This window comes from Bacillus sp. Pc3, from assembly GCF_000815145.1.
GTDB classification, from domain to species: Bacteria; Bacillota; Bacilli; order Bacillales; family Bacillaceae; genus Bacillus; species Bacillus velezensis.
Genome location: NZ_CP010406.1, coordinates 1054405 through 1069424, shown reverse-complemented (window position 1 = coordinate 1069424; position 15020 = coordinate 1054405). Strand labels below are relative to the sequence as shown.

14 protein-coding genes are annotated in these 15020 nt (G+C 47.3%); 9 read left to right on the top strand and 5 right to left on the bottom strand.

Annotated features, from left to right (window positions below; translation table 11 throughout):
* The first annotated feature begins 12 nt into the window (after positions 1–12).
* The 3 genes from hemY to SB24_RS04680 all read left to right on the top strand — a co-directional run bounded on the left by hemY (position 13) and on the right by SB24_RS04680 (position 4575).
* Positions 13–1446 (top strand): protoporphyrinogen oxidase, encoded by a 1434-nt coding sequence (gene hemY / locus SB24_RS04690; protein ID WP_039252125.1) that lies wholly within the window; start codon positions 13–15, stop codon positions 1444–1446.
* A 148-nt stretch (positions 1447–1594) separates the two neighbouring features.
* Positions 1595–2167, top strand: coding sequence for a TetR/AcrR family transcriptional regulator (locus SB24_RS04685; RefSeq protein ID WP_039252122.1), 573 nt, complete (start codon positions 1595–1597; stop codon positions 2165–2167).
* A 74-nt stretch (positions 2168–2241) separates the two neighbouring features.
* Entirely contained in the window at positions 2242–4575 is a 2334-nt protein-coding gene (locus SB24_RS04680) for a YhgE/Pip domain-containing protein (protein WP_039252120.1), read from the top strand.
* Between the two features lie 61 nt (positions 4576–4636).
* Here the strand turns inward: SB24_RS04680 and fabHB are convergent, their stop codons facing one another.
* Complete coding sequence (fabHB, locus tag SB24_RS04675; protein ID WP_007409208.1) at positions 4637–5614, bottom strand: beta-ketoacyl-ACP synthase III FabHB; 978 nt, start codon at positions 5612–5614, stop codon at positions 4637–4639.
* A gap of 137 nt (positions 5615–5751) precedes the next feature.
* Positions 5752–5970 carry a hypothetical protein gene (locus tag SB24_RS20555; RefSeq protein WP_039252117.1) on the bottom strand — a complete coding sequence of 73 codons (219 nt, stop codon included), beginning with the start codon at positions 5968–5970 and terminating at the stop codon, positions 5752–5754.
* Between the two features lie 131 nt (positions 5971–6101).
* Here SB24_RS20555 and SB24_RS04665 point away from each other — a divergent pair, with 131 nt between their 5' ends.
* On the top strand, positions 6102–7133 hold the full coding sequence (locus SB24_RS04665; protein ID WP_204283013.1) for a M42 family metallopeptidase: 1032 nt from the start codon (positions 6102–6104) through the stop codon (positions 7131–7133).
* Positions 7134–7173: 40 nt separating this feature from the next.
* Here the strand turns inward: SB24_RS04665 and SB24_RS04660 are convergent, their stop codons facing one another.
* Both SB24_RS04660 and yhfH read right to left on the bottom strand, forming a co-directional pair.
* Positions 7174–8463 (bottom strand): glutamate/proton symporter GltT, encoded by a 1290-nt coding sequence (locus tag SB24_RS04660; protein WP_003155211.1) that lies wholly within the window; start codon positions 8461–8463, stop codon positions 7174–7176.
* Positions 8464–8696: 233 nt separating this feature from the next.
* Positions 8697–8819 carry a protein YhfH gene (yhfH, locus tag SB24_RS19415; RefSeq protein ID WP_370465857.1) on the bottom strand — a complete coding sequence of 41 codons (123 nt, stop codon included), beginning with the start codon at positions 8817–8819 and terminating at the stop codon, positions 8697–8699.
* 169 nt (positions 8820–8988) lie between these two features.
* On the opposite strand from yhfH, the gene SB24_RS04655 reads away from it, so the two are divergent.
* The 4 genes from SB24_RS04655 to SB24_RS04640 all read left to right on the top strand — a co-directional run bounded on the left by SB24_RS04655 (position 8989) and on the right by SB24_RS04640 (position 13130).
* Positions 8989–9723: an MBL fold metallo-hydrolase gene (locus SB24_RS04655; protein WP_039252112.1), complete on the top strand. Its 735-nt coding sequence runs from the start codon at positions 8989–8991 to the stop codon at positions 9721–9723.
* Between the two features lie 12 nt (positions 9724–9735).
* Positions 9736–10731: a lipoate--protein ligase gene (gene lplJ / locus SB24_RS04650; protein ID WP_007409204.1), complete on the top strand. Its 996-nt coding sequence runs from the start codon at positions 9736–9738 to the stop codon at positions 10729–10731.
* An 80-nt stretch (positions 10732–10811) separates the two neighbouring features.
* Positions 10812–11456: an SDR family oxidoreductase gene (locus tag SB24_RS04645; protein WP_039252110.1), complete on the top strand. Its 645-nt coding sequence runs from the start codon at positions 10812–10814 to the stop codon at positions 11454–11456.
* A gap of 132 nt (positions 11457–11588) precedes the next feature.
* Positions 11589–13130, top strand: coding sequence for a fatty acid--CoA ligase family protein (locus SB24_RS04640; RefSeq protein WP_039252108.1), 1542 nt, complete (start codon positions 11589–11591; stop codon positions 13128–13130).
* Between the two features lie 47 nt (positions 13131–13177).
* Here SB24_RS04640 and SB24_RS04635 read toward each other — a convergent pair whose 3' ends face one another.
* A complete protein-coding gene (locus SB24_RS04635; protein ID WP_012117225.1) occupies positions 13178–13573 on the bottom strand; it encodes a YhfM domain-containing protein in 396 nt (131 codons plus the stop codon).
* Positions 13574–13727: 154 nt separating this feature from the next.
* Between SB24_RS04635 and SB24_RS04630 the strand changes: the two genes are divergently transcribed.
* The gene (locus SB24_RS04630; RefSeq protein ID WP_039252105.1) at positions 13728–14978 is read left to right on the top strand and encodes a M48 family metallopeptidase; all 1251 of its coding nucleotides are present in this window, start codon (positions 13728–13730) and stop codon (positions 14976–14978) included.
* Positions 14979–15020 lie beyond the last annotated feature (42 nt).

Genomic DNA, 15020 nt, shown 5'->3' with positions numbered 1-15020 from the left:
AAGGCGATAAAAATGAGTGGCGATAAAAAACATCTGGTCATCATCGGCGGCGGCATAACGGGATTAGCCGTCGCCTTCTACATGGAAAAAGAAATCAAAGTAAAACAGCTGCCGCTTGAGGTCACTCTGATTGAAGCGGGCCCGAGAGCGGGCGGCAAAATTCAGACGCAGCATAAAGACGGCTACATCATTGAGCGGGGGCCGGATTCTTTTTTGGAAAGGAAAAAAAGCGCGCCGCAGCTCGTCAAAGATTTGGGGCTTGAGCATCTGCTCGTCAACAATGCGACCGGCCAGTCTTACGTGCTCGTCAACGAGACGCTCCATCCGATGCCGAAGGGCGCGGTGATGGGCATTCCGACCAAAATCGCTCCGTTCATCTCCACCGGTTTATTTTCTGTTCCCGGAAAGGCGCGGGCGGCGCTTGACTTTGTCCTGCCTGCGAGCAAACCGAAGGAAGATCAGTCTCTGGGTGAATTTTTCCGCAGACGCGTCGGTGACGAAGTCGTTGAGAATTTAATAGAACCGCTATTATCAGGGATTTATGCCGGAGATATTGATAAGCTGAGCCTCATGTCCACGTTTCCGCAATTCTATCAGACTGAGCAGAAGCACAGAAGCCTGATTCTCGGCATGAAAAAATCGCGTCCGCAGCCTTCGGGACAGCAGCTGACAGCCAAAAAGCAGGGCCAGTTTTTAACGCTGACAACAGGGCTTCAAACGTTGGTGGAGGAGCTGGAAAAGCAGCTTACGCTGACAAGGGTGATGAAAGGAACGAAAGTCACCCATATCGGCCGCGAGGAGAAAGGATATTCTGTGACGCTTGATAACGGCAAAGTGCTCTATGCGGAAGGATGCATAGTGACAGCTCCGCATAAAGCCGCGGCGAAAATGCTTTCTGATCTGCCGGCGGTTTCATGTCTTAAAGACATGCATTCTACGTCCGTTGCCAACGTCGCCTTAGGTTTTCATGAGGGTGCCGTCAAGATGGAGCATGAAGGTACGGGATTCGTTATCTCAAGAAACAGCGATTTCTCCATCACGGCCTGCACATGGACGAATAAAAAATGGCCGCACGCGGCGCCGGAGGGCAAAACGCTTCTCAGGGCGTACGTCGGAAAGGCCGGGGATGAATCCATCGTAGATCTTTCAGATAACGAGATCATTAAAATCGTAATGGAAGATTTGAAAAAAGTAATGAAAATAAATGGCGAACCGGAAATGACCTGTGTGACCCGCTGGAACGAAAGCATGCCGCAATACCATGTCGGCCATAAGGAGCGCATCAAAGAGTTCAGAGATGCGCTGAAAGCTTCCTATCCGGGCGTATACGCGACGGGCGCGTCTTTCGAAGGGGTGGGCATCCCCGACTGTATCGACCAGGGAAAAGCCGCCGTATACGATTCACTGGCTTATTTATTTGAAACGTACCAGCCTCCGTTATCGTAAAACGGAGGTTTTTTTGCATGTTCCCGTTCTGTAAAGGGAACACCAATAAAGAGAGAAAACATTTGAATCTTCTTTGTGACTGTGATAAGTTATCTTATGTACAAAATGACTAAAATGTTCAAACGGTCAATTTAACGAGGTGGGAAACATGTCCGTCGATCGGAAAAAGCTCATTCTGGAAGCGGCAACGAAGTCTTTTACACAATTCGGCTACAAAGCAACGACAATGGATCTGGTGGCAAAGCTTGCAAATGTGGGGAAGGGAACCATCTACACGTTTTTCAAAAACAAAGAAGAACTGTTTGATGATATTTTCACCACTATTTTAAGAGAAATGAAGGAACATGCAGACGAAGCGATGAAACCGGAGCTTTCATTTCACGAAAATGTCCACCGGGCGCTTGTCGCGATTTTGGAATTCAGAAAAACACACCAGCTGACTATTAAAATTTTTCAGGAGAACGCCGAGATTGGTACAATAGCCGTTCAGGATGTCATTGCGAAAATGGAGCGGGCCATTCTGTCATACATTAAAGAAAAGATAGAAACAGCCATAGAAAACAGAAGCATTAAACCGTGTGATCCGGAACTGACCGCTTTTGTGATGCTCAAGCTTTACATCGCGCTGATATTTGACTGGGAAAAAAACCATCCGCCTCTTGAAAAAGAGACGATCGCCGAATTGCTGGAAATGTATGTTGGTCAAGGATTATCTAAATAATAGATGATCCTTCACTTTTTAGGTGCCGTGACCGTTTTGTCAAATGAGTCAGTTTGCGGAAGGAGGCAACAGGGTTGAATACAATAAAAAGCCAGTGGAAAGACATTGTAACGAACAAGAAACTGTTAATCCCCATCATTGCCATATTATTCGTTCCGCTGATTTACAGCGGAGTGTTTTTGAAGGCGTACTGGGACCCGTACGGCACGGTGGATCAGCTGCCGGTTGTCGTTGTCAACCAGGATAAAGGGGCGGACTACGAAGGGAAACATCTTCAGATCGGTGACGATCTTGTGAAAGAGTTAAAGAAAAATGATAATTTTGATTGGCATTTTTCAAGCGATCTTGATCAATCGTTAAAGGACTTATTAAATGCTAAATATTATTTATTGGTCGAGATTCCTGAAGATTTTTCGAAAAACGCCAGCACGGTAATGGATAAAAATCCGAAGAAGCTGGATCTGAAATATCATACGAATGCCGGATCAAACTATGTCGGCGCGACAATCGGGGAAAAGGCGATCGACAAACTGAAAGCCTCCGTGTCGAAAGAAGTGACAGAGCAATACGCAAAAGTCATTTTTGATAACTTTAAAGATATTGCCAAAGGGCTCGGCAAAGCCAGCAGCGGAGCCAAGAAAATAGACGACGGCACGAAAAACGCGAAAGACGGCAGCGCCAAGCTGAAGGAAAATTTAGCGAAGCTTACTGAAAGCACCGCCACCATCGGCGATAAAACACAGCAGCTTGCAGACGGCGCGGCGAAAGTGACAAGCGGAATTCAAACGCTTGACAGCTCTATCGCAAAACTTCAAAGCGCAAGCGCCGAAATTCAAGATAAATCAGGACAGATTGCTTCAGGAGGAGGCCAAGTGGCCAGCGGGCTGAAAACAAGCCTTGACGCACAAAAGCAGCTCCAGCAAAAGCTTCCGGATTTAACGAATGGATTAAGCGCGTTAAACAGCAAGGCGCAGGAAGTGTCGCAAAAAGCGGCGGCATTTGAAGATGCGATCAATTCAGTCAACCTGTCAGACATTGAAAACGCGGTTGGGCAGCTCGAACAGACTGAAAAGGACCTGCAGCAATTTAAGAAGAAGCTTTCTGATCTGAAAAACAGCCTGGATGCCCGGGATGATGCGGTCAAAAAGGTGATTAAGGACAGTGATTTCTTAACGGATGAGCAAAAAGCGAAACTTGTTCAGCTTCTGAATGAGAAGCTTCCGAAAGCCGACCTTCCGGATTTAGACAATATCGTCAGCCAGCTTCCGTCCGGCGGAGATATTCAGCTTCCGGATATGTCAGTCATAAAAAGCGCGCTCAAAGATGTAAAAGCGAAGGCTGATCAGCTGAAAGCACTGCCTCAGTCCACATCGAAACTGTATAACGGCGCAGCGGCGGTACAAGACGCGATTAACCAGCTGACAGCGGGAACTGATAAATTGTACAGCGGAGCGCAGACCGTTTTTGAAAGCCAAAACAAACTGACAGCCGGCATCGGCGAATACAACAGCAAGTTCGGACAGCTCAAATCAGGATCAGAAGCGTTAGTGTCAGGGAGCGGCCAAGTGTCAGGCGGCTTAACGAAACTGCTGGACGCGCAAAACAAAATCCATGACGGCTCGTCCAAAATTGAGCAGGGTCAAGCGTCTCTCGGCACCGGTTTAAGCAAACTTTTAGACGGCACCGGACAATTGTCCAGCCAGCTGAAAGATGCGGCCGATCAAACCGGGGACATTAAGACAGATGACAAAACGTACAGCATGTTTGCCGATCCGGTAAAAACGGACGATAACGCGATTCATTCCGTGCCTAACTACGGTACCGGACTGACGCCTTATATTCTCTCTATGGGCTTGTATGTCGGCGGATTGATGCTGACGGTCGTATTCCCTCTGAGTGAAGCTTCAGGGCGTCCGAGAAACGGTTTTGAATGGTTCCTCAGCAAATTCAGTGTTATTCTGCTTGTCGGACTGATTCAATCCGTTATTGTCGCCACGGTTCTGTTGAAAGGAATTGGGCTTGATGTGGAAAGCACGTGGAGATTCTATCTATTTACAATGATTACCAGCATCGCGTTCCTGTCCATGATTCAATTATTGGCGACAACGATGGGAAATCCGGGACGCTTTATCGCTGTCATCATTCTGGTGCTCCAGCTCGGGGCAAGCGGAGGAACCTTCCCGCTTGAACTCCTGCCGGGATTCTATCAAGTGATTCACGGGGCACTGCCGATGACTTACAGCATCAACGGATTCCGCGCCGTCATTTCAAATGGCGATTACGGCTATATGTGGCAGCAGGCATCCATTCTGTTGGGCATCGCCGTTGTCATGATCGCGCTGACCATCGTGTATTTTACGGTGCAAAGCAAAAAAGAACACAAAACGGAAGAAGAAATAACATCATAAGAAAAAGAGGCTCTGAGCAGATGCTCGGGGCCTCTTTTTTTAGATTTCGATCGTCGTACTATTAAAATCCCCATCTCACCAACAGTCCGGTATACGTCAATCCGCCGCCGAATCCGAATAATACCAGCGTCTGGCCTTCCGACAGTTTTTTTGCTTTCACAGCTTCATCCAATGCGAGAATAATAGAAACCGATGAAGTGTTGCCGTAATATTCAACGCTTGTCAACGTCCGTTCAAGCGGGAAGGGCAGCTTTTCGCAGATGGATTCGATCATCCGCATGTTGGCGCTGTGAGGAACGAACCAATCCAGATCGTCTTTTGAAAAGCCGGCTTTTTCTAAAAGGGCATTGCATTCCTCAGGCACGGTTCTGGCCGCCCATTTATATACTTCGCGCCCGTTTTGCACCATGTTTCCTCCGCCTTTAAGCGGCTCGCCGTTTAATTCTGTGCTCAGTCCCGTGCGATACAGCACGTCCGCGCTTCCTCCCGCTGTGCCTTGCACGGCTGCCAAAAAGCCCGGCGCTGATTCATCGCGTTCCACCAATAGGGCGCCTGCAGCGTCTCCGAAAAGAACGCAGGTCGTCCGGTCAGTATAATCCGTTACCTTTGATAATGTTTCACCGGCAATGACAATCACTTTTTGATGGGAACCGGCGGTAATTAATGCGTCTGCGAGCTGAAGGCCGTAAGTGAGTCCGGCGCATGTGGCGTTAATATCAAGCGCTCCCGTGTGCGGCCAGCCGAAGTAAGCCTGCACGCGTGCCGCGGTGCTTGGAAACGCATAGTCCGCCGTCGTTGTGGCGACAAGGATCATATCGACATCATCAAGAGTTCCGCTGTATCGTTCTGCAAGGTTTTTCACCGCTTCCACACACAAATCCGATGTGAATTCATGTTCGCCGGCAATGCGTCTTTCCTTCATACCGGTGCGCTGGACGATCCATTCATCAGATGTATCGACGATGCGCTCCAAATCCGCGTTTGTTAATCGGCGTGCCGGAGCATATGTACCGATTGCTGTAATTTTAGATTTTGACATGAAAAAATCACTCCTTTATATCAGATTATAACACCTGATATTATTACTTGGTACTAATTTTAATAAAAAAACCCAAGCAGCATCCGCTGTTTGGGGAGCATGAGAAATCTATTTGTAAAACGGGCTTGTGTGAACGATTACCAATGACGGCAGCAGCGGCGGCAGCAGCGGCGGCATGAATGATGATGCTTCTTTTTTTCTTTCTTCTTTTTACAAGGGTCTTCTTTTTTCTTTTTACAGTGATCTTCTTCTTTTTTACAGCCCCAGAAGGCTGCACCAGACCAATCATCCTCAAACCAATCCTCAAACCAATCATTATGAAACCTTTTCCGCTTGTGCGGTTTACGGCTGATCATACATTTCCCTCCTATGCTCATGCTCCCTTCATTCTATGAAAAAAGAGAAGGAAAAGATTGGACGGGTTATGGATCAAAAGAGTATATTTTAAGAAGAATAAAATTGATAGGAGGAATGACCTGTGGAAAATATGAAACATACGATGGAACTGATTAAAGAATTGGTGTCGATTCCGAGTCCGACGGGCAATACATACGAGGTTATCGCCTATACAGAAAGTCTTTTAAAAGAATGGGGCGTCTCCTCTTACAGAAACCGCAAAGGCGGTCTTTTTGTCACAATTCCCGGCCGTGATGATAAGAAACACAGATTGCTGACGGCGCATGTCGATACGCTCGGCGCGATGGTAAAGGAGATAAAGGCGGACGGCCGGCTGAAGATTGACTTGATCGGCGGCTTCCGATATAACTCAATTGAAGGGGAATATTGCGAGATCCAAACTTCTTCCGGCAAAACCTATACAGGCACCATCTTAATGCATCAGACTTCAGTGCACGTCTACAAGGACGCCGGCAAGGCAGAGCGGAATCAGGAGAATATGGAAGTCCGCCTTGATGAGCCTGTCCGGACGAAGGAAGAGACGTCCGATCTCGGCATCAGGGTCGGCGATTTCATCTCATTTGACCCGCGCGTGCAGATTACGCCGAGCGGCTTTATTAAGTCCCGGCATCTTGATGACAAAGCGAGCGTGGCTCTGCTCTTGAATTTAATCCGCCGCATCACGGAAGAGAAAATCGAACTTCCGTATACGACGCATTTTCTGATTTCTAATAATGAAGAAATCGGTTACGGAGGCAATTCTAACATTCCTCCTGAGACCGTCGAATACTTGGCTGTTGATATGGGGGCGATCGGCGACGGCCAGTCTACGGATGAATATACCGTCTCCATTTGCGTGAAGGATGCGAGCGGCCCGTACCATTATCAGCTCAGAAAACATCTGGCCGGGCTTGCGGAGCGCTATGGCATTGATTATCAGCTTGATATTTATCCGTATTACGGTTCTGATGCCTCAGCAGCCATCCGTTCGGGCCATGACATCGTCCACGGGCTGATCGGCCCGGGAATTGACGCTTCACACGCATTTGAACGCACGCATGAATTATCGCTTCTTAATACGGCGAAGCTTTTGCACCGGTACGTTCTATCGCCGATGGCATAAAAAACCCTGCGCGGAAATCATTCCGTGCAGGGTTTTCATTTTAACCTGAGATGGTTGTGTTTTGTTCTGTTTTGGCGAGGCTCATGACCTTCGCGCCTTTAACGGGATCATACTGGCCTTCCCATTTTGACATCACAACGGATGCCAGCGCGTTTCCGGTCAGATTGACGACCGTACGGGCCATGTCCATAATCCGGTCAACACCGGCGATGAATGCAAGGCCTTCTGCAGGAATGTTGAATGCGCCTAATGTCGCAAGCAGGACGACGAAAGAAGTCCCGGGCACGGCAGCCATTCCTTTGGAAGTGACCATCAAGACAAGCACAAGGGTAATCTGCTGCCAAATGGACAAGTCAATGTGGTATACCTGAGCGAGGAATAAAGCGGCGATAGATTGGTACAGCACAGATCCGTCTAAGTTAAAGGTATATCCGATCGGCACAACAAAGGAAACAATACCTTTCGGACAGCCGATTTTCTCCATTTTTTCCATAACGCGGGGGAGTACGGTTTCGGAGCTTGACGTACTGAACGCTAATAAAATTTCATCCTTCATATAGGCGAGGAATTTGAAAATGTTTACTCCGGCAAGCTTTCCGACGATTCCGAATACAACAATGAGAAAGAAAGCCAAAGCTACATATACTAAACCGACCAGTTTACCGAGTGAAAGCAGGGAACTGAGCCCAAATTTGGAAACGGTAACACCAATCAACGCAAAAACACCAAACGGCGCAACTTTCATGACGAGGTTCACAACATGGAACATCGCATGAGAAACACCTTCAAAGAAGGCCAAGACAGGCTTTCCTTTTTCACCGATTGCCGAGATGCCGAGTGCAAACAGCACGGTAAAGCAGATGATGGCAAGCAGATCTCCTTCGGCTAATGATTGGAAGAAGTTTGTCGGTACGATATGCAGGAATGTGTCTGCGATAGATTTGTTATTTTGTTCTTTTTCTGTTTCAACATATTGACTGATATCTGTCTTTTGAGCTTCATGTATATTAACGCCTGTTCCCGGATGAAACAGATTCGCCAAAGCCAGCCCGAGAATAATGGCAAAAGTAGTAATGATCTCAAAATACAAAATCGTTTTGAAGCCTAATTTTCCGACTTGTTTTCCGCTTCCCGCGCCGGCAACGCCGATGATTAAGCTGGAGACGACAATTGGAATCACTATCATTTTGATTAAGCGTAAAAACAAATCGCCGATAGGCTGTAAATATGTTGGAATGGCGGGATTGCCGTACCAGATGACACCGACTACAACCCCTAGTATGAGTCCGACGAAAATTTGCGTCGCTAGTCCAAAGCGTAATTTTTTCATAGATTACCTCCCGAAGAAAAAAGTGCAATAAGTATCTAAAAAGATAGCTATTAGAACAAATTATAATAGAAAAGAAAACAATCCGTCTATAGAAAAATATAGATTGAATATACTGAATCTTTTAAAACGTACAGATAATTGCTAATAATGGTGAATAACGCCCTATTCAGAAAGTATGATGACGGCCGAAAAAACGGGCGCCGCACAACTTAGAATTGTGCGGCGCCCTATTGTCACATATCCTTAATTTTCAAGCAGTCATTGCACAGATTAATGTGACACTCATACTGCTCAACAATCTCATTTCCGCATTCTTCGCATTTCTTACCGGGTAAATTTCTGAAAAAATCCGACATCTTTTCCAACATACCCATCCCTCTTTCATTGTTTTGTCTCTACATTGTATTATAACAGTTTAAGAAAATCAACGGCTGTTTTGGCACAATGTTTAAAACATGCAATTTGTACGAAAAATAGGTATATTGGAGGAAAGGATCTTTTTATCATAAACATTCGGAGGATTATATGAAAGTTACAGTTATTGGATGCTGCGGCGGGTTTCCGGCCGCAAACGAAGCAACTTCAGGCTATCTGTTTCAGTCCGGCGGCTATTCTCTGCTCGTCGATTGCGGAAGCGCCGTATTATCAAAGCTGTTTGCCTATGTTCCGGCAGAAGAGCTTGATGCCGTCATTTTGTCCCATTATCACGATGATCATATCGCTGATATCGGGCCGCTTCAATTTGCCAAACAGGTCGGCTCCTTTCTCGGAAAAGGGACGCATGCACTGCCGATTTACGGGCATGATGCTGATATAGAACAGTTTGAGCGCCTTACATATAAAACGCATACAAAAGGAGTGGCCTATCAGCCGGACCGCCCGCTTTCTCTAGGTCCGTTCACCATTACCTTTCTGAAAACGGTGCATCCGGTCACTTGTTATGCGATGCGGATTACTGACGGTTCAGCTTCTGTTGTGTATACGGCTGATTCAAGCTACCAGGACGCGTTTATCCCGTTTGCGGAAAATGCCGATCTGCTGATCTGCGAGTGCAATTTTTACGCGGACCAGGACGGCACGTCAGCCGGCCATATGAACAGTTTGGAAGCCGGACGGATCGCGAAGGAGGCCGGAGCGGGGGAGCTGATTCTCACGCATCTGCCTCATTTCGGCGAGCACCGGAAGCTGAAAGAAGAAGCGGAATCCGTGTTCGGGGGCGAAGTGACAATCGCCGCTTCCGGATTAAAGTGGGAGAAATAAAGGAGGAGCACCATGTTATTTATCGACAACCAAAACATAACCGACCCGAGGATCAACCTCGCGATCGAGGAATATTGCGTGAAGCATCTCGACCCTGAACAGACATACCTGCTGTTTTATGTCAATCAGCCGTCGATTATCATTGGGAAGAACCAAAACACAATAGAAGAAATCAATACGAAATACGTAGAAGATAACGGAATCATCGTCGTCCGCAGGCTGTCAGGAGGCGGCGCGGTTTACCATGACCTCGGGAATCTGAATTTCAGTTTTATCACTAAGGATGACGGCGACAGCTTTCACAATTTTAAAAAATTCACCGAACCCGTTATTCAGGCGCTGCGCCAGCTCGGTGTGGAAGCTGAATTAAGCGGCCGAAATGACATCGTCGCGGACGGCAGAAAAATTTCCGGCAACGCTCAATTTTCGACGAAAGGGCGTATTTTCAGCCACGGAACATTAATGCTGGATTCCGCCATTGATCATGTTGTGTCAGCCTTGAAAGTGAAAAAAGACAAAATCGAATCAAAAGGCATTAAGTCGATCAGAAGCCGTGTCGCCAACATCAGCGAGTTTCTTGATGACAAAATGACGGCGGATGAATTCAAAAAGCACCTGCTTCACCATATTTTTAATACAAATGATCTTTCCGAAGTGCCGGAATATAAACTGACCGATGAAGACTGGAAAGCGATCCGGAAGATTTCCGAAGAGCGCTATCAAAACTGGGACTGGAATTTCGGAAGGTCGCCCGCATTTAATCTTCAGCATTCGAAACGTTATCCGGTCGGATCGATTGATCTGCGTCTTGAAGTGAAAAAAGGAATCATTCAGGACTGCAAAATTTTCGGTGATTTCTTCGGTGCGAAAGATGTGAGTGAAGTCGAACAGGCGCTGACCGGAAAACAGTATGACCGAACCGCTATCAAGGAGGCGCTGGCCGGAATCGATCTGAAACAGTATTTCGGCAAAATAGAGCTGGAAGATTTCCTCGAGCTGATTTATTAGAACATTTGCCGAACGCATGATTTGAATCAGCGCCCGTTTTTGTGAAATGATAGAACCATAATGAATGGGGAGGGATCATGATGAAGGTATTTCTCATCGGAGCAAACGGACAGATCGGACAGCGGCTGACCGGGCTGTTTCAAAAAGATTGCACGCATACGCTGCGGGCGATGGTCCGGAAACAAGAGCAGAAAGAAGCGCTTCAAGCCGCGGGAACAGAAGCCGTTCTTGCAGATTTGGAAGGAAGCCCGGAAGACATCGCGAAAGCCGCTGAAGGCTGTGACGCGATTGTGTTTACCGCCGGATCAGGAGGAAGCACCGGATACGATAAGACGCTTTTGATTGATCTTGACGGAGCCGCGAAAGCGATAGAAGCGGCAAAGATAGCAGGCATCAAGCGGTTCATTATGGTAAGCGCCCTTCAGGCTCATAACCGCGGCAATTGGAATGAAGCGCTGAAGCCGTATTACGCCGCAAAGCATTATGCGGATAAAATTCTTGAAGCGAGCGGTCTGACGTATACGATTATCCGGCCGGGCGGGTTATTAAATGATCCCGGCACGGGAAATATCAAAGCCGCGGCCGATTTGGAAAGAGGCTCCATTTCAAGAGACGATGTCGCCAAGACCGTTATCGCATCCCTTGATGAACCGAATACGTATGAAAAAGCATTCGATCTGACGGCGGGCGGCACGCCGGTCAGTGAAGCGCTGAAACAATTATAGTTTCCGGTTTTACGGCACTCGGGGCTTTTTGCCCTTGAGTGTTTTTCTATATTTTTCTATAATAAAAGTGAACGTTTATTCCGGATAAATGAATGACTATTCATTCATTACAATTTTTAAAGGGGTGGGAAAATGAATCTGGTTTCCAAATTGGAAGAAACCGCATCGCAGAAACCGGAAAAACCAGCTTGTCTGTTTCAAGATCAGTACATGACGTATGAGGAGCTGGCAGGTAAAATCAAAGCATTTGCAAACGGCTTGGAGGACAGGGGACTGAAAAAAGGGGATCATCTCGCGCTGCTGCTCGGAAATACGCCTGATTTTGTTATTGCGTTTTTCGGCGCGTTAAAAGCGGGAATTGTCGTCATACCTGTTAATCCGGCATATACACCTTCAGAAATCGCATACATGCTGAAAAACGGCGATGTCAAAGCGATCGCCGGCATCGACCTTTTAATTCCCGTATTTGAAAGCCTGCACGGCTCGCTGCCGCTGCTGGAGCATATCATTATCAGCCAGACAGCAGAGAACGCTCCATCGACAGAAGACCCTCAATTGCGCTTAAAAATGACAACGTTTACAAAAATGCTTCGCCCGGCGGAGCGCAGCAGAACTTATCCGACATTGTCCAAAGATGATACTGCCGTCATTTTATACACCTCAGGGACGACCGGAAAACCGAAAGGCGCCATGCTCACCCATCAGAATCTTTTCTCCAATGCAAATGATGTCGCCGGATACTTAGGAATGAATGAGAAAGACAAAATTGTGGCGGCATTGCCGATGTTTCACGTTTTTTGTTTAACCGTTTGTATGAATGCGCCTCTGATGAGCGGAGCGTGTGTCTTAATCGAGCCGCAATTCAGCCCGGCTTCTGTGTTTAAACTGATTAAAAGCCGTCAGGCAACCATTTTTGCCGGCGTTCCGACGATGTATAACTATCTGTATCAATACGAGCACGGCAAGGCGGAGGATTTTGCGTCCGTCAGACTGTGCATTTCAGGCGGGGCCTCCATGCCGGTCGCTCTGTTGCAGACGTTTGAACAAACCTTTGACGTCACCATTCTGGAGGGGTACGGACTTTCTGAAGCGTCTCCGGTTACTTGTTTTAATCCGTTTGACCGGGGGAGAAAGCCCGGCTCAATCGGGACGAATATTTTACATGTCGAAAATAAAGTCGTCGATACGCTCGGACGCGAATTGCCCGACCATCAAGTGGGAGAATTGATCGTGAAAGGGCCGAATGTGATGAAAGGCTATTACAAGATGCCCGAGGAGACGGAGCACGCGCTGAAAGACGGCTGGCTGTACACGGGTGATTTGGCGAAGCGCGACGAAGACGGTTATTTTTATATCGTCGACAGAAAAAAAGATATGATTCTCGTCGGCGGATACAACGTCTATCCGCGCGAAGTAGAAGAAGTGCTCTACAGCCATGAGGGCATTAAAGAAGCCGTGGTCATCGGCGTTCCTGACGCCAAAACGGGGGAAGCGGTGCATGCTTATATAGTGCCTGGGGACGGTGAGCTGACAGAGCAGGCGGTTTTTGATTACTGTCAAACACATTTGGCAAAATATAAACGGCCGGCGGAAGTGGTTTTTCTTGATGAGATTCCGAAGAACGCGACCGGGAAGCTGCTGAGGCGGGCGGTCCGGGACATGCTTCCGAAATGACGGACGAAAAGCGAAGCCGGGGGCTTCGCTTTTACATGCTGATCCGGTCAGCTCTGCGATTCTTCCTTAATGATGCTTTGCACAAGCTTCGTATCATGCCGGGTCAGTTTGTAATACGTGTTTTTATACTTGTACAGCATATAATTGCCGCCTTCGAGCCACATGCTGAATGAATCGAAACGGTCTTCATGGTATTTGACCGTTCCGTCGTAATCGGGAGATACGCTTTTGGTCAGTTTGACTTGTTTTCCTTGGTTCAAGATATCGAGCATATCTTTTACATTCTGCCTGTCTTTAATTTTGATTTCTTTTTTTCCGTGCTCAGACAGAATAATCAGATCTGCGTTGCTTGATGGAAACACATCGCCGGTCCGGCTGTATACATAAAAGAAAGCAATAACCAAAAGGGCGATTACTACAATAAACGCGATTATTTTTTTCATATTCATCACTCCGTCTTTTAGTCTTTCCCGCTTCCTGTTGTTCCATTCTTTTCTGTTGTGAAAAGATTAACATCCGTTTCGGAGGCTTGGTTCTATTTATTTGCATTTATGCTTACAATAGGAGTAAGTCATCAGGCTAAGGAGGGAGACTTCCATGCGCAAATGGATAGCGGCAGCCGGACTTGCCTATGTGCTGTACGGCCTTTTTTTCTATTGGTATTTCTTTATGACAGGCGACTCCGCCGTCCCGGAGGCCGTAAAGGGAACGAAAGCCGATCCGTCCTCGTTTATGGACCCGGGCCGCCTGGAAGCCGCTGAAAACTTTTCAAATGTAAAGGATTTTTTATTTTTCATCGGTGCGCCGTTAGATTGGTTTTTATTTTTTCTGCTGCTCATTACGGGGCTTGCCAAAAAAATAAAGCATTGGCTGGAAGCAGCGGTGCGCTTTCGGGTGCTGCAAATCGGAAGCTTCGTATTTGTGATTTCACTCATCGTTACGGCGGCTTCGCTTCCGCTTGAATGGATCGGATATCGGGTTTCGCTTGCGTATCATATTTCGACGCAGACAACAGCAAGCTGGATAAGAGACCATGTCATTGATTTCTGGATCAGTTTTCCGCTGTTTGCCGTGTGTGTGCTTGTGTTTTACTGGCTGATCACAAAGCATACAAAAAAATGGTGGTTTTACGCTTGGTGTCTTACTGTGCCGTTTACCCTGTTTTTGTTTTTCCTGCAGCCGGTCGTGATTGATCCTTTATACAATGATTTCTATCCGCTGAAAGACAAGGAGCTGGAAAGCAAAATCTTGTCGCTTGCCGATAAGGCTGATATTCCGGCCAGCCATGTTTATGAAGTAAATATGTCGGAGAAAACGAATGCGCTGAATGCGTATGTGACGGGAATCGGTTCGAATAAGCGAATCGTTTTGTGGGATACGACGCTTAACAAACTGAAGGATCGGGAAATTTTGTTCATTATGGGGCATGAGATGGGGCATTATGTGATGAAGCACGTGTACATCGGACTGGCCGGGTATCTGCTGCTGTCATTAGCCGGGTTCTATATCATTGACAAGCTTTATAAGCGGCTGTCCAAATTCTTCGGCCGAATGCTTCATATAAAGGGGCCTGAAGATCTGGCCGCCCTCCCGCTGTTATTGCTGCTCATATCCGTTCTCAGTTTTGCTTCTGATCCGATTACGAATGCCGTCTCCAGGTATCAGGAAAACGCCGCCGACCGCTACGGCATCGAGCTGACCGGAAACCGGGAAGCGGCGATTGAGACGTTTCAGGACTTGGCCGATACGGGACTGAGCCGGGTCAACCCGCCGTTTCTCGTCAAAATTTTCAGAGGGAGCCACCCGTCGATCATGGAGCGGATTGAACAAGCGGAGGAAGAAAAATAATAAAAAAACCGGCGGGGCCATGGCCGACGCCGGTTTTTTATG

What these genes read in the sequence shown, in the direction of transcription:
- SB24_RS04645 (WP_039252110.1), top strand. Translation starts at nt 10,812, where the DNA reads ATGAAGGTATTTCTCATCGGAGCAAACGGACAGATCGGACAGCGGCTG.
- SB24_RS04685 (WP_039252122.1), top strand. Translation starts at nt 1,595, where the DNA reads ATGTCCGTCGATCGGAAAAAGCTCATTCTGGAAGCGGCAACGAAGTCT.
- SB24_RS04635 (WP_012117225.1), bottom strand. Translation starts at nt 13,573, where the DNA reads ATGAAAAAAATAATCGCGTTTATTGTAGTAATCGCCCTTTTGGTTATT.
- SB24_RS04630 (WP_039252105.1), top strand. Translation starts at nt 13,728, where the DNA reads ATGCGCAAATGGATAGCGGCAGCCGGACTTGCCTATGTGCTGTACGGC.
- SB24_RS04640 (WP_039252108.1), top strand. Translation starts at nt 11,589, where the DNA reads ATGAATCTGGTTTCCAAATTGGAAGAAACCGCATCGCAGAAACCGGAA.
- SB24_RS04655 (WP_039252112.1), top strand. Translation starts at nt 8,989, where the DNA reads ATGAAAGTTACAGTTATTGGATGCTGCGGCGGGTTTCCGGCCGCAAAC.
- lplJ (WP_007409204.1), top strand. Translation starts at nt 9,736, where the DNA reads ATGTTATTTATCGACAACCAAAACATAACCGACCCGAGGATCAACCTC.
- SB24_RS04665 (WP_204283013.1), top strand. Translation starts at nt 6,102, where the DNA reads ATGAAACATACGATGGAACTGATTAAAGAATTGGTGTCGATTCCGAGT.
- hemY (WP_039252125.1), top strand. Translation starts at nt 13, where the DNA reads ATGAGTGGCGATAAAAAACATCTGGTCATCATCGGCGGCGGCATAACG.
- SB24_RS20555 (WP_039252117.1), bottom strand. Translation starts at nt 5,970, where the DNA reads ATGATCAGCCGTAAACCGCACAAGCGGAAAAGGTTTCATAATGATTGG.
- SB24_RS04660 (WP_003155211.1), bottom strand. Translation starts at nt 8,463, where the DNA reads ATGAAAAAATTACGCTTTGGACTAGCGACGCAAATTTTCGTCGGACTC.
- yhfH (WP_370465857.1), bottom strand. Translation starts at nt 8,819, where the DNA reads ATGTCGGATTTTTTCAGAAATTTACCCGGTAAGAAATGCGAAGAATGC.
- fabHB (WP_007409208.1), bottom strand. Translation starts at nt 5,614, where the DNA reads ATGTCAAAATCTAAAATTACAGCAATCGGTACATATGCTCCGGCACGC.